General features: G+C 41.3%; 14 protein-coding genes. 9 read left to right on the top strand and 5 right to left on the bottom strand.

Translation table 11 applies throughout. The features are described 5' to 3' along the window. Window positions 1-556 precede the first annotated feature (556 nt). Genes ABWO12_RS10645 through ABWO12_RS10655 form a run of 3 tightly spaced genes read left to right on the top strand, consistent with a single transcriptional unit; the run spans window position 557 to window position 1988 of the window. A complete protein-coding gene (locus ABWO12_RS10645) occupies window positions 557-1132 on the top strand; it encodes a MarC family protein (protein ID WP_073361961.1) in 576 nt (191 codons plus the stop codon). Between the two features lie 42 nt (window positions 1133-1174). Next, entirely contained in the window at window positions 1175-1375 is a 201-nt protein-coding gene (locus ABWO12_RS10650; RefSeq protein WP_073361959.1) for a hypothetical protein, read from the top strand. Between the two features lies 1 nt (window position 1376). Beyond that, entirely contained in the window at window positions 1377-1988 is a 612-nt protein-coding gene (locus tag ABWO12_RS10655) for an FAD-dependent oxidoreductase (RefSeq protein ID WP_353088901.1), read from the top strand. Here ABWO12_RS10655 and ABWO12_RS10660 read toward each other — a convergent pair. From ABWO12_RS10660 to ABWO12_RS10670, 3 genes are read right to left on the bottom strand one after another with little or no spacing between them, the layout of a single operon-like run. Further along, the gene (locus ABWO12_RS10660; protein WP_353088902.1) at window positions 1985-3565 is read right to left on the bottom strand and encodes a S41 family peptidase; all 1581 of its coding nucleotides are present in this window, start codon (window positions 3563-3565) and stop codon (window positions 1985-1987) included. The two genes, ABWO12_RS10655 and ABWO12_RS10660, sit on opposite strands and share 4 nt — an antisense overlap. Window positions 3566-3610: 45 nt before the next feature. Further along, on the bottom strand, window positions 3611-4039 hold the full coding sequence (locus ABWO12_RS10665) for a deoxycytidylate deaminase (RefSeq protein WP_353088914.1): 429 nt from the start codon (window positions 4037-4039) through the stop codon (window positions 3611-3613). A gap of 29 nt (window positions 4040-4068) precedes the next feature. Continuing rightward, window positions 4069-4662, bottom strand: coding sequence for a HupE/UreJ family protein (locus tag ABWO12_RS10670; RefSeq protein WP_353088903.1), 594 nt, complete (start codon window positions 4660-4662; stop codon window positions 4069-4071). 136 nt (window positions 4663-4798) lie between these two features. On the opposite strand from ABWO12_RS10670, the gene ABWO12_RS10675 reads away from it, so the two are divergent. Beyond that, entirely contained in the window at window positions 4799-5230 is a 432-nt protein-coding gene (locus ABWO12_RS10675) for a tellurite resistance TerB family protein (protein WP_353088904.1), read from the top strand. Between the two features lie 49 nt (window positions 5231-5279). Here the strand turns inward: ABWO12_RS10675 and fbp are convergent, their stop codons facing one another. Continuing rightward, complete coding sequence (gene fbp, locus ABWO12_RS10680) at window positions 5280-6287, bottom strand: class 1 fructose-bisphosphatase (protein ID WP_353088905.1); 1008 nt, start codon at window positions 6285-6287, stop codon at window positions 5280-5282. A gap of 129 nt (window positions 6288-6416) precedes the next feature. Between fbp and ABWO12_RS10685 the strand changes: the two genes are divergently transcribed. The 5 genes from ABWO12_RS10685 to ABWO12_RS10705 all read left to right on the top strand — a co-directional run bounded on the left by ABWO12_RS10685 (window position 6417) and on the right by ABWO12_RS10705 (window position 13980). After that, window positions 6417-7277 (top strand): M48 family metalloprotease, encoded by an 861-nt coding sequence (locus ABWO12_RS10685; protein WP_353088906.1) that lies wholly within the window; start codon window positions 6417-6419, stop codon window positions 7275-7277. After that, window positions 7277-7753 carry a GNAT family N-acetyltransferase gene (locus tag ABWO12_RS10690; RefSeq protein WP_353088908.1) on the top strand — a complete coding sequence of 159 codons (477 nt, stop codon included), beginning with the start codon at window positions 7277-7279 and terminating at the stop codon, window positions 7751-7753. The genes ABWO12_RS10685 and ABWO12_RS10690 overlap by 1 nt, the downstream gene beginning before the upstream one ends. Window positions 7754-7828: 75 nt before the next feature. Further along, window positions 7829-9082, top strand: a complete 1254-nt coding sequence (locus tag ABWO12_RS10695; protein ID WP_353088909.1) for an aspartate kinase — start codon at window positions 7829-7831, stop codon at window positions 9080-9082. Window positions 9083-9151: 69 nt separating this feature from the next. Then, on the top strand, window positions 9152-12556 hold the full coding sequence (locus tag ABWO12_RS10700) for a DUF8818 domain-containing protein (protein WP_353088910.1): 3405 nt from the start codon (window positions 9152-9154) through the stop codon (window positions 12554-12556). A 356-nt stretch (window positions 12557-12912) separates the two neighbouring features. Further along, window positions 12913-13980: a Fic family protein gene (locus ABWO12_RS10705; protein ID WP_502902930.1), complete on the top strand. Its 1068-nt coding sequence runs from the start codon at window positions 12913-12915 to the stop codon at window positions 13978-13980. Window positions 13981-14634: 654 nt separating this feature from the next. Here ABWO12_RS10705 and ABWO12_RS10710 read toward each other — a convergent pair. After that, the coding region (locus ABWO12_RS10710; protein WP_353088913.1) for a GIY-YIG nuclease family protein at window positions 14635-15016 on the bottom strand (382 nt) is incomplete at its 5' end.

The raw sequence follows: 15016 nt of genomic DNA on the forward strand, positions 1-15016 counted from the left end.
GGATTGGTTGTCGGTTGTTGGTTGTCGGTTGTCGGTTGTCGGTAGACTCCTAGCCCCTGAAGGGGGATTGGTTGTCGGTTGTCGGTTGTCGGTTGTCGGTTGTCGGTTGCCCTCTAGCCCCTGAAGGGGGATTGGTTGTCGGTTGTCGGTTGCCGGTAGACTCCTAGCCCCTAAAGGGGGATTGGTTGTCGGTTGTCGGTTGTCGGTTGCCGGTTGTTGATTGACGATTATTGATTTTTGAAAGGTTGCTTTGTACTACAATACCCTATACTGAACACTCCATTAATCAGTAGGCTAACTCATAACTCATAATTCATAATTCATAATTCCTAACCCGAACCGCGCTAAGGGTGGCAGTGAAAAGCCCACAGCGAGGAACGAGCGCGGACTTGCAACGGACGACCTGACCCCGAGGGCGAAAAAACGGATAGAAATTGTCGACTTTGTTCCGAGGGGGAGCGCCCAAAATATTAAAAATCAAGGGGTTGAAATTTAACGGGAATTTAAAATTTGAATCTTTTTTTATGCCTTACTTTTGCAAAAAATTTCAACGGGTATGTGGGGCTTGGATTTTAGGGAGATTGTCACCATTAGTATGGTGCTTTTTGCGGTCATTGATATCGTCGGTACGATTCCGATTATTGTAGATTTACGGCAGAAATTTGGACATATTGAATCGGAAAAAGCGTCGTTGGCGGCGGGTAGTATCATGATTACCTTTTTGTTTGCTGGGGAAGAGTTTTTGAAATTAATCGGCACAGACGTGTATTCGTTTGCGGTTGCGGGTTCGTTTGTCCTTTTCTTTTTGGCCTTGGAGATGATTTTGGGAATTAAAATTTATAAAGAGGAAGCCAATACTTCGGCCTCGATAGTGCCTTTGGCGTTTCCTTTGATTGCTGGGGCTGGAACGATGACCACCTTGCTTTCGCTTCGGTCGCAATACGCTTCCATAAATATTGTGATTGCGATTTTTTTGAACGTGATTTTGGTCTACGGCGTACTGAAATCGTCGGCAAAAATTGAAAAGTTTTTGGGTAAAAATGGTTTGGGCGTTATTCGAAAAACCTTCGGGGTAGTGTTGTTGGCGATTGCTGTTAAATTATTTGCCTCTAATGTTAAAGCCCTCTTTTAGTACAGCGAGAAATGATTAAATTTGTCGTCAGAAAGTAAAACAATGAAAATCTTTACCACTTTATTAATCTTTATTGCCATTGCATTAGTGGTCGTTAATGTGATGATGTTGGATTTTGACCGTCCGTTTGAAGGGAACAGTTTGGTGGCCTTAATCGGAATCGTAGCTTCGTTTTGCGCCATTTTTATTCTTTTGATTTTCAAAATGTCGAAGCGCATCGAAGAGAAAATGAAAAACCAATAACATGTTTGACGTACTCATAATTGGCGGTGGCGTATCGGGAATGTCGTGTGCCTTGCTCTTGGGTTCGGCACAACACAAACCTTTTGCGGCAGACAAAAAAATTGGGGTGATTACGCACCAAAAAGCTTCTTCATTACAAAATGCGGTTTTCAACAACGCCTATGGTATTCCGGCTGGAACCACGGGAGCATCGTTGTTGGCGGAAAGTAAAACGCATTTGGCAGCTATGTATCCGCATGTCATTCAACTCGAAAACCTGAAAATTGGGGCGATTTCGGGCGAATTAAATCAGTTTACAATCACAACCCTTACGGGCGAAATTTTGGAGAGTCGTCGTGTAGTTATCGCGATTGGCGCTGGAAATCCGTTTCCCATTGCTGGGGTAGAATCGTATATCATTCCGCATCAAAAAGCCCATCCCGACAAAAACCGGTTGCAATTGCGCAACACCGATCACGTGGTAAAACCGGGTTTGTATGTTTGTGGAACCTTAGCCGGGTGGCGGAGTCAATTGTCTATAGCCGCAGGAAGTGGCGCCTCGGTAGCGACAGATATTTTGACCGAATGGAACGATGGGATTCCGGTGCAAGTGCATGATAGCGTGAACCGCTAACGAATACGCGCAACGCCCGCTTTTTTTAACATGGGGTCTTCTTGGAGAATGAATTTGTAGTAGGCGGTATCCCCAAACAACTGTCGAGCAAATTCGGCTTTTACATACCGTTGTACTAGGGATTTACTTTTTTCCCACTGCATTTGAAGTCCAGACTTTTCCATATACTTTTCAAATTCAGGCAAAAAGTCGGCTGTCGTTTCATAGTTTTTTTGAAACTGTTCAAAGGTCCAGCCCGCAAATCGACTGCGGTTGTTGTCTAATTGTTCAAACACAAAATGGCCTACAATACCCGTTTTCAAAACATACGCTACATTTTCCTCGCCCACAGCACTTTCTAGGGGAACAAAAACATCGGGAACAATGCCGCCTCCCCCATATACGGTTCGGCCTTTCTTGGTTTTAAACTTGAGTGAATCGACTACCTTAACCTTTTGGTTTTGTGTAAGTTCGCCCGATTCGTAGCGGTGTTCGTATTCCCCATGGTAGGCTTCGGACTCGCCTTTTTTGTAGGGTTTTTGTATCGAACGGCCACTGGGAGTAAAATAGCGTGCAACGGTTAAACGCACTGCCGAACCGTCGTCAAAATTCATTTCTCGTTGCACCAATCCCTTACCAAAAGAGCGTCGACCAACAATTTGACCGCGATCATTATCTTGAATAGCTCCGGCTAGAATCTCACTCGCCGAGGCTGAATTTTCATCGATGAGTACGGTTACTTTCCCCGATTCAAACAAACCTTCCTCGGTGGCATACATTTTTTCAACCGCGCCTTTTTTATTTTTGGTAAAAACGATTAAATCATTTTCGGGAAGCAGTTCATCGGCAATAGCAATCGCTGATTCCATCACCCCGCCGCCGTTTTCGCGTACATCAATAATAAGTGCGCGCATGCCTTCCTTTTTCAACTGGAGCAAGGCTTGATGAAACTCTTCTCCGGTCGTTTCGGCAAAACGTTCAATTTTGATATAACCCGTGTTCCCATCGAGGAGAAGGGCAACTTCCACACTTTTCAAAGGGATAACCTCGCGAACGACTTGGGTGGTAAATGTTTTGCGCGTTTTCTTGCGATATACGGTTAGTTGAATCTTGGATAAGGGTTCGCCTCTCAACGTATTGTACAACGACTCGGATTTTAATTTTTTCCCAAATAAAGGTTTTTTCCCCGCATACAATATTCGGTCTCCCGCTTGGATTCCAGCTTTTTCTGCGGGTCCCCCCGGAATGGGTTTGATAACCGCAATCGAATCATTGTAGGTGTAAAAATTAATCCCAATGCCTACAAAATCACCGCGCATATTATCGGCCAACAGCGTTTGTTCTTGGGGTGTAACATACACCGAATGCGGATCTAAATTGGCTAAAATACCCGTCACCGTAACATCGACGATGGAGTCGGTTTTGACCTCATCCACATACTCGTTCTCTATAAAATTCAACAACCGATTGAGTTTACTGCGGTACTCTTGCTTTGTCGCTTTGGCAGGAATCGGATAATTCACGAGTCCGCCAATGACAATGCCGAGCGCCACACAGGAGAAAAAAAGAATCGGTATGTAAATTTTAGGAATACGCATGGGTTTACCGTAAAAATAAATAACGCTAAAAAAGGAGTATTTCGTTTATTCTAATTCTTCCATTTGAACCACTTCAACCCCTGCCTTTATCAAGAAATCGATGCCCGAAGTATCGCGATAGCCCTTTTGGTAAACCACTCTTTTGATGCCCGATTGGTGAATGAGTTTGCTGCATTCACGGCACGGAGATAGGGTAATGTATAACGTTGCATTCTCACACGATTGGGTAGAACGCGCCACTTTGGAAATGGCGTTGGCCTCGGCATGAAGCACATACCATTTGGTTAAACCCTCATCATCTTCGCAACAATTTTCAAACCCCGAGGGCGTACCGTTGTATCCGTCCGAAATGATCATTCGATCGCGTACGATGATGGCTCCTACCTGTTTGCGTTGGCAATACGATAATTTACTCCACTCGGCAGCGATGCGCAAATACGCTTTATCGTATTTGATTAACTTCTCCTTTTTCATGGTCTCTAAAATACTACTTTTTCGTTGAATTAGGACTCCCAAATGGGATTTTGTGCCAACAAAGGAAGGATAATTCCGAGAACGATTGCCGAAAAAACCAGAATAAATTCTCGTTTGGAAAAACGAAAAAGCGTTAAAAACACAAAGGACAGCAACAACACCACCAAAACAATAATGAGTTGCGCCGCCTCGATTCCTAATGCAAAAGCCAGCATCGGAAGCATTTTGTCGGGAGCTTCCCCAGGGAGCAAATCTTTAAAATAATTGGAGAACCCCAAACCATGAATTAGTCCAAAAAACAAGGTTATACCCCCGATAAAGGTGAGGTTTTCTTTGGGCTTGGATTTTCCAGCGGTTGCTAAATTATATAGCGCTGTAAGCAAAATCGTAATTGGAATAAGAAATTCAATCAAGGTGGGTTGCACCCGAACAATATTCAATACCGCTAAAAATAAGGATAAGGTGTGCCCCAACGTAAAAAGAGACACCAACAAAAGGATCCGTTTCCAGTCTTTTCCCGTGTAGGGAACCGTGAGCACCACCAAAAAAAGCAAGTGATCGTAGCCATTTAGGTCGAGTACATGTTCGAGACCGAATTTAAAAAAAATCCAGAAATCAGTCATAGCATTGCAAGCGATGGTTAATTAGGGTAAACTTACAATATATTTTCATAGTGAAAAAATGCAGTGGTAAAATCGGTATTTTTTTAGTCATATCTCAGAAAAAGGGTTATTTTTAGGGCATAAAATCAATAATATTATGTCTATAGCAGATTTATTTGACAGCGAGTTCAAAAGCCGGAATAAAGGGCATTTTTCAGCCATCGTTCGTGTGGCCATTGCCGATGGCGATTTAACCAATGAGGAGAAAAACTTTTTGGATAAATTGGCCTTGCAATTGGAAATTTCTGATGAAGAATATGCCGAAATTCTAGCCAATCCCTTAAAATATCCTATCAATCCTCCCTATTCGTATGCGATGCGATTGGAGCGATTGTACGATTTATCACGGATGGTTTACGCGGATAAAATATTAGGGCCAAAACAAAAGGAAATCCTTACGCGTTTTGCCTTAGCCTTGGGCTTTACCCCTGGAAACGTTCAGTATATCGTTGATAAAGCGTTGTCTCTATTAGTACTCAACGCCGATTTGGACACCTTTGTGTACGAAATGCGACACATGTACAAATAACAAAAAAGTCCCGCATGATCGGGACTTTTTTTTCAAGTTTACATAACAATTATAGCGCGTCACGCATAAATTCTTCTGCCTTCGTCACCATATTTTCGCTTCCGCAAAAAAAAGGCACCCGTTGATGTAATTCGGTAGGTTGAATTTCCATAATCCGTTGGTAACCGTCGGAGGCTTTTCCACCGGCTTGCTCTGCGATAAAAGCCATCGGATTGCATTCATACAACAGTCTCAATTTGCCCTTGGGGGCTTTGAAACTCGTGGGATAAATATAAATTCCGCCCTTGATCATATTGCGGTGCATGTCGGACACCAAACTCCCAATGTAGCGCGACGTATAGGGACGATCGCCTTCTTCCAGCTGGCAATACTTAATGTAATTTTTTACGCCTTGTGGAAAATGTACATAATTCCCTTCGTTAATCGAATAAATGGTTCCGTCTTTCGGGTATTGCATGTTGGGATGCGAAAGGTAAAAGGTGCCGATGGCTGGGTTGAGTGTAAACCCATTCACCCCATGCCCCGTAGTGTAAACCAGCATCGTCGAGGTACCATAAATCACATACCCCGCGGCTACTTGATTAACACCGGGTTGCAAAAAATCGGCCAAGGTAACGGGCGTTCCAACAGGAGTAACTCGTCGAAAAACCGAAAAAATAGTTCCCACCGAAACGTTCACATCAATATTGGAAGAACCGTCTAATGGGTCCATCAGCACCACATATTTATTGTTGTGGCTATTGTCGCTGCCCGCTACCGTGATAAAATCATCGTTTTCTTCGGAGGCAATCCCACACACAATTTCGCGATTGATAAGGGTTTGAATAAATACTTCATTGGCATACACATCCAATTTTTGCTGGTCTTCACCTTGCACATTGGTTTCGCCAGCAGCGCCAACAATATCAACCAATCCCGCTTTGTTTACTTTGTAATTTACGACCTTGGCCGCCAATCGAATAGAGTTGATAATGCGCGATAATTCGCCCGTCGAATACTGAAAATCGGTTTGTTTTTCAATGATAAATTCCCCTAAGGTTTTGTTGCGTTCTTCCATTTACGAAATCGTTGTAGTTGTGCTGCAAATATCCTATTTTTTCGGAATTAATTCGACAATTCCTGAGAAAATAATTCTAAGCACATTTCCCGCGACTTCCTGTATCTTTGTGGGACCTAAAAACCGAAAATGAAAGCAAAACATCTCTTTACCGTTTTGGCTATAACCGCCACCACTTGGATTACATCAGCGCAAATCAACCTTGGCGAACGGGCACTTGGAGCCCTTCAAAAAGGCGTCGCTGGATTTACATTTTCCAATGAGCAAGCCGCCGCTTTGGCTAAAGAAGGCGTTCGAAAACTCGATTCGGCCAACGTTGTAGCAGGACCCAATGACGGATATACCTTGCGTCTCAATCGCGTTTTTGGCAAACACGCCAATGAAAACGGATTACAACTCAACTATAAAGTCTATTTAACCAAAGAAGTCAACGCTTTTGCCTGTGCCGATGGCAGCGTGCGCGTATATTCGGGATTGATGGATATCATGGACGATAACCAACTGTTGGCAGTCATTGGTCATGAAATCGGTCATGTGGTCAATGAAGATTCTAAAGATGCCATGCGTGCCGCTTTGAAAAAAAGTGCTGTTTTGGATGCGCTCGCTTCACAATCGGATAAAATTGGTAAAGTAACCGACGGAGAAGCAGGGCAAATTGCTAGCGTTTTGGTCGATAGTAAACACAGCCGCAGTCAAGAAAATGATGCCGATACTTTTGCCTATGACTTTATGAAAAAACATGGCTATGATGTCAATGCGGTAGAATCGGCCTTTTTAATTTTAGCCAAACTCAGCGAAGGCGGGCAATCAGATTTTATTTCCCGCATGTTGAGTTCGCATCCCGACCCCAACAGTCGTGCACAAAAAGCCCGCGAACACGCCATCGCCGACAACCGTTACAAAACGTATATCCAAAAACCCATCAACAACAAAGCACCTGTAGTTAAAAAACCAACAACAAAACGCCCTACTAAAAAGAAGAAAAGATAATGACCATTCGTCCCGCCCAACCGAGCGACATGAAGCAGGTGCTCGAACGAATTCGAGAGCTGGCTGTTTTTGAAAAAGAACCCGAAGCCGTGGTCATCACCGAAGCCGACCTGATTCGCGATGGATTCTCTGTTCCGCCGCTTTTTCAATGTTTGGTGGCGGAAGAACAGGATACTTTGTTGGGAATTGCCCTCTTTTACTTTCGTTATTCCACCTGGAAAGGGAAAACGATTCATTTGGAAGATTTGATTGTCAAAGAATCCGAACGGGGTCGCGGCATTGGAATGGCGTTATACCGTGAAGTAATCCGTCGTGGAAAGGAAGAAGGAGTGCGCCGTATCGAATGGGCTGTTTTGGACTGGAATACGCCTGCGATTCGTTTCTATGAAAAAACAGGAGCGCGCATATTACCCGATTGGCGTGTGGTACAAATGGACGAAAACGGTATCGCCACTTTTTTGGAAAAAAAGGGATAATTTTTAAACCGTTTAAGCGCCCTGAAAAGAAGAATTGCTTAGTTTTGGATTTCTTTTTTTTAAATCCCAATCTTCATGAAATTATTCAAATTTGGTGGTGCCTCTGTAAAAGATGCCGAAGGTGTAAAAAATGTGTTGCATGTACTGCAAACCGTGGGACACGAAGAAGTTGTCATCATCGTTTCGGCTATGGGCAAAACAACCAATGCCTTGGAAGAAGTGATCAAGAACTACTTCGAAAAATCGAAAGCATTTCACGCGTCGCTTCAGGAAGTTCGAAAATACCACAACCAAATTTTATTGGAATTGTTTGACGATGAAAACCACGAGGTGTTTTATGCGGTCAACAGTCATTTTGCCGATTTAGAATATTTTTTACGCAGCAACAAATCGCCCAATTACAACTTTGTGTACGACCAAGTAGTGAGTTATGGCGAAATTGTTTCTACGACCATTGTCGGTCATTATTTTAATGAAAAAGGGGTGTCAAATCAGTGGGTAGATGTGCGCAATTTGATCAAAACCGATGCTACCTACCGCGATGCTTTGGTCGATTGGGATCAAACACAAAAGCGTATTTCCAAACAAATCAAGAAAAAAGGACTCTACATCACCCAAGGTTTTTTAGGTTCGGATGAAAACAATTTCACCACCACCCTGGGCCGCGAAGGCTCAGATTATTCGGCAGCGATTTTTGCTTATTGCATAGGTGCCGAAAGTGTGACCATTTGGAAAGATGTACCCGGTGTTTTGAATGCCGACCCACGTTACTTTGAAAATGCCTCACTTTTGCACCAAATCTCCTACCGAGAAGCCATTGAGCTGGCATTTTATGGGGCTTCCGTCATTCACCCCAAAACCTTACAACCGCTGCAACGCAAAGAAATTCCACTATATGTAAAATCGTTTGTCAATCCTTTATTGCCGGGCACTAGCGTTTCTAAGGGAGCCGATCTCGAACCCAAAACGGCATGTTTTATTGTGAAAAAAAATCAGCTGCTCATTTCGTTATCGGCCATCGATTTCTCCTTTATTATGGAGGAAAACATCAGCGAAATTTTTGCACTTTTACATCAATATAAAATTAAAGTCAGTCTAATTCAAAACACCGCCATTAGTTTTACCGTCTGCGTAGAGGATAAATTTGGCCATTTTGAAAAACTGAAATCGGTGCTTTCTAAAAAATTCAAAGTCGCTTACAACGAAAATGTTTCTTTGTATACCATTCGCCATTTTACTCCTGAAGCCGCGACCATGGTTGAAAAAGGAAAAACCGTTTTGGTGCGACAAACCTCACGAGAAACCCTTCAATTGGTTACTAAAGAATAATTCCTGATTTTTAGCGTTCCATAATCACCAAGGAAATACTACTTTTGAAGGACACGAGTGATTACGGGTATGCGGATATTTTGGGCATGGGTACTACTTTTCGGTTGTTTTTGGGGCTTGTCGGCACAAGAAGTGGGCGGGCCTTTCAAAAGCAAAAAAATTGCCTATTCCCGTGATACCCTGACCTTGCATCCGGTGAGTATTTTAAAAACGGCCTTCCAGCTCACCGATGCCCGTGGAAATTCGATTGATACTGCGTATTACGCCGTAGATTATTCCCGTGCCAAACTCTGGTTCGCTCCTCAATTTCAATCGAAAGACTCCTTAACGGTTCGGTTTCAAACCTATCCTGAGTTTCTTACTAAATCGTATGCCCAATACGATAGCAAACGGGTCGTACCCAATGAAGCGGGAATTTTAGTCACCGTAAAAAAAGACCCCATCAGTACCTTCAAGCCTTTTGACGGACTTACCACTACGGGGAGTATTAGCCGCGGGATTACCATTGGAAACAACCAAAATGCTACGGTAAATTCTAATTTGGACCTACAAATCAGTGGGAAAATTTCGGATAAAGTGAGTTTGCGCGCTTCAATTCAAGACAGCAACATTCCGCTACAAGATGGCGGGTACTCGCAACGTCTGGATGAATTTGATCAAATCTTCGTCGAACTTTTTTCCGACAAATGGAGCATTCGCGCTGGGGATTTGTTTCTGGAAAATCGGCATTCCAAATTTTTGAACTTCAACAAAAAAGTGCAAGGCATCAACACCCGATTTACGTTAGGTGGCCCCAAAAACAAAACCGAACTCTTTGCCTCAGGGGCTGTCGTTCGCGGTCAATATGCTCGAAGTAGTTTCACAGGACAAGAAGGCAATCAAGGGCCCTATAAATTGCGGGGAAACAACGGCGAATTGTTTGTGCTGGTCATTTCAGGCTCGGAGCGTGTTTTTGTCAACGGGATTCTATTGACCCGAGGTGAAAACAACGACTATATCATCGATTACAACGCAGGTGAAGTGCGTTTTACCTCCCTTTTTCCCATCACTTCAGAGATGCGAATTGTTATCGAGTACCAATATGCCGAACGTAGCTACACCCGATTTGTTACCTACGGCGGCGTGCATCATCAAAATGAAAATTGGAATATTGCCGGGTATGTGTATTCAGAAAATGATGTGAAAAATCAGCCGTTACAACAAAGTTTAACGGGCGAACAAGTAGCGGTGTTGCAAAATGCTGGGGATAACCTCAACTTAATGGCAGCGCCCTCGGCCTTTGAGGACACTTTTTCTGAGAATAAAATTTTATACAAAAAAGTGCTCGTAGGCACCACAGAAATCTTTGAATTTTCAAACAATCCCTCCGATACTTTGTTCAATGTCACCTTTACGTTGGTGGGTGCCAATCAAGGAAATTATATTTTGGCCAACAACAATGCGGTGGGTAAAATTTACCAATATGTAGCGCCAATTGGCGGTATTCCTCAAGGGAATTTCGAACCCATCACGCGATTGATTGCGCCCGTGAAATTGCAAATTGCAACGGTGTTGGGAGGATATAAACCCAATGAAAAAACGGCATTGGACTTTGAAGTGGGAGTGAGCAACAACGATTTGAACCTCTTCTCGGCCATGGATGATGGAAACAATCAAGGCGTGGCGGCGAAATTCAATGGAAAACAGCGTTTGTACACGGGCGCCTTTTCGATCAATGCCTTGGCCAATGTGCAATTGATTCAACAAGATTTTCGAACAGTCGAGCGCTTGTTCAATATTGAATTTAATCGAGATTGGAATCTGAATACCGCCGTGACGGGAACCCAACTCTTGGCGGGAACGGGCTTAGAATTTGATTTTAAAACCAAAGGTGCTTTCGTGTATCAATTTGAGCGCCTCGATTTGGGAACCGTTTTCTCCGGAAATCGACACAGCATCAAAGGACAGTTTCGCGACACCAAGTGGTGGATCGTGCAACAAGCTAGTGCACTGGAAAGTCAAGGAACGCTTACCAACAGTCGTTTCACCCGCAATCGTTCGGTGGTGAAGCGGCATTGGGGCAAAAATTGGGTCGGTGGCGAGCAGAATTGGGAGGATAATGAAGAAAAAGACGCGGCTACAGGTAACTTGAGTGCCTTGAGTCAGCGGTTTCGTGAAGTAGGCCTTTGGGTGGGACGCGGCGATACGACCAAAGTCTTTATAGAAATGGGTTGGTACCACCGAAAAAACGATAGTTTGCAAAATGGAGCCGTACGTAGGGTGAATACTTCCAACCGATTTTTTCTAAAAACACGGTTGTTGCAAACCGCCAAATCCAATTTACTTTTGTTTGCCAACTACCGCCGATTGACTTACAACGATGCGTCACGACCTGACGAACCTTCGTTAAACTCCCGATTGGTTTACAACGATCGGTATTGGGGACAGTTGGTTCAAGTGACGACAGCTGTTGAAACTACTTCGGGTACTTTGCCACAACAAGAATTTACGTATTTGGAGGTAAATGCTGGACAAGGCGTTTATATGTGGAACGATTATAATGGAAACGGCATTCAGGAATTACAGGAATTTGAAGTGGCCCCATTTCCCGATTTAGCCAAATACGTTCGGGTATTTTTGCCCAATCAAATTTTTGTAAAAACACATCAAAACAAATTTTCACAGTCCCTTATTCTCAATCCAGCAGCATGGATAAATGCTAAGGGATTCAAAAAAGTGCTGTCCCATTTTTACAACCAAACCGCCTTCACCATTGATCAAAAAACACAACGGGTAGGCGAACGTTTTCATCTAAATCCTTTTGATCCCGGTTCGGAAAACTTGTTGGGGCTTAATGAATCGTTTCGCAACAGTTTGTTTTTTAATCGAGGACGCCAATTGCATTCCATGACGTATACGTATTTAGTGACCAAAGTGCGTAGCCTACTTTCGGTGGGATCACAAGAAAATCAGCTGCGCTCCCATCAAATGCAATACGCCCATTTGTGGCGCAAAACATGGTTGTTTAATTTTGAATCGTCGTGGAGTTCAAGCACTGGCATTTCAGACAACTTTGCCGCTCGAAATTTTGAATTGGAAGCCACCCAATGGTTGCCCAAAGTATCGTATTTGTTTTCGGCCAATACGAGTGTGAGTCTTTTCTATGAACAAAAAACCAAAAAGAATATACTTACCGACGGCGAGCAACTCCACCAACAACGGTTTGGCGCGTCCATCAATTACATTGGGTCGAAACAGTTCACGTTAACGGGTGAATATTCGTACTACCAAAATGACTTTTCAGGCAATACGAATAGTCCTGTTGCCTTTCAAATGTTGGAAGGACTACAACCTGGACGCAACGGTACTTGGCGCATTTTGCTACAGAAAAATTTGACAAAATATTTAGACCTCAACCTCAACTACCTCGGCCGACAGTCGGAAAACACCAAGACGATACATACTGGGAGTGTACAATTGCGCGCTTTTTTCTAAAAAGAATAGCTTGTAGAGCTATAATTTTTATGCTTTTAAGTGTCTAATTTAAATCCTAACCCTATGTTCTAATATAAAGGACTTTCATGTCACACAATTTAAGGATATGGCTAATTACAAGCTATAATTATGAATAATGCCAAATAAGCGCTAAATGAGTATTTGCGATGAATCACAGAAAAAGGTATACCCTAAAATTATAACCTAATAAGATATGTGATGAGGTTATTACTACCTTTTAGTATATGTAAAGAAAAATCCATTTTTTATACAGACCAAAGTTGCTTTGATAAAAAAATCGCGTTTTCTTATCATATATAACTACCTTTGATAAAAAAATTGGATTTTTTATACATATGAAGATGTTTGAGTTAAAAAAATTACCGGTAGAAAAGGATTTAGAAACAAAAGAGATTCTAAAAAAATTAGCTATGGCTCATAGGTCATTAGCTGAATTGAAAGGAGTTGCGACGAGTATTCCAAACGAAAGTATTTTAATAAACACGTTAGGACTTCAAGAGGCAAAAGATAGTTCTGCAATTGAGAATATAATTACCACACACGATGACTTATATAAAGCGGAGTTGAATGTTAAAGAAATAAAATCATTAAATGCCAAAGAAGTTCATAATTATATTGAAGCCTTAAAAAAGGGATTTAGTTTAATTTCTGAAAGAAAACTTATTACTAACAATAGTATTGTTGAGATACAATCCTTATTAGAAAACAACAATGCGGGTTTTAGAAAAGTTCCGGGAACATCATTAAAAAATACAAGTACAGGGGAGGTTATTTATACCCCACCACAAGATATTGCTGAAATAAATGAGTTGATGGCAAATCTTGAAATTTTTATAAATGATAATGAATTTAGTGGATTAGACCCACTGATTAAAATGGCAATAATTCATTTTCAGTTTGAAAGCATACATCCTTTTTATGATGGTAATGGAAGAACCGGAAGAATAATAAATGTATTATATCTTGTGCTTCAAGATTTATTAAACCTTCCAATTTTATATTTGAGTAAATACATTATTGCCAACAAAGGAGATTATTACAGATTATTACAAGAGGTTAGAGATAAAGATGAATGGGAAGAATGGATTTTATTTATGTTGAATGCGGTAATAGAAACATCAAAAGATACAATTTCGGTTATAGAAAAAATAAAAGACCTCTTAATTGAATACAAGCATAAAATTAGAAACGATTATAAATTTTATAGCCAAGATTTACTAAACAATCTATTCAAACACCCCTACACTAAAATAGAATTTTTAGAACAGGAGTTAGGTATTTCAAGAATTACAGCCGCAACATATCTAAATAAATTAGCAGATGATGGTTTGTTGAGAAAAGAAAAGTTAGGTACGGCAAATTATTATGTAAATCATAGGTTGTATGAGATACTTTCAAAATAAATTCACTAAGACCTTTACTTTTTCAAATAATACTATATTATTATAGTAATAGATAATGATGGGTCTTAAAGACCGGCAAACCCCACCACGAGAAGAAGAGGATATGAAGTGGGGGAATATGATGTCTATTTTATAAATCTACCTTGAACGTTGTTGGATATGGGTAGTCGGTAATTCCGTTAAAAACTCTGTAGGGCTGAGAAATCAGTTGAGCAACCAGGTTCAATTTAATCGTTGAACGAGAACATAAACTTTGTTCTCCCCAGCCCAGCAAAAAACAAGAAACTTTCCATTTTTTTAGCAGAAAATAGAAATGAAATTTATCAATTACACCCGCAATCTTTAATCATTATTTTTAAGTTCTTTTTCAAAGACAATTTATTATCATCAGCCTCCTTCATATCGTTTAAGAACTTTTATATCTATTCAGAAAATCCTTCATTTATTAACCTTATAACATAAAAAGGTTGCATATTAATCTAAAAAAACCGCACAAAAAATCGGTATAAAAAAGTTGAGCATTCGGTTTTGCTCAACTTTTTAATAAGAAACCCTTGTAAATACTAATACTCACAAGGGTTTTGTTGTGGTCCCACTTGGGCTCGAACCAAGGACCACCTGTCCCGATAGCTATCGGGAGAGTCAGGTGCTTTTTTATAAATCTAGAAGTTTATCTACCATTTCAGGATATTTCTTTAAATTAGTGATATAAACCTTACTCTTCATTCTTTTAATATGCTTTTCAATTTTTATAGCTTGATTAACATCATTGCATTCAATACTCAAGTATAGCGTCCAATCATTACAATATGAAGAATATGTTTTGTTGTAAAAACCTGAATTGTGTTTGGAGATTCTATCTGTTAAATCGGTTTGGGTGAAACCAGTGTAATATGTGTTCTTTGAAGGGCTATATAATATGTAACAATAAGGCATGGCATATACTTCATTTAATAAAAAAAGTGCCGTAAAGGCACTTTTGTGGTCCCACTTGGGCTCGAACCAAGGACCACCTGTCCCGATAGCTATCGGGAGA

The organism is Flavobacterium sp. (assembly GCF_040379285.1).
Taxonomy (GTDB): domain Bacteria; phylum Bacteroidota; class Bacteroidia; order Flavobacteriales; family Flavobacteriaceae; genus Flavobacterium.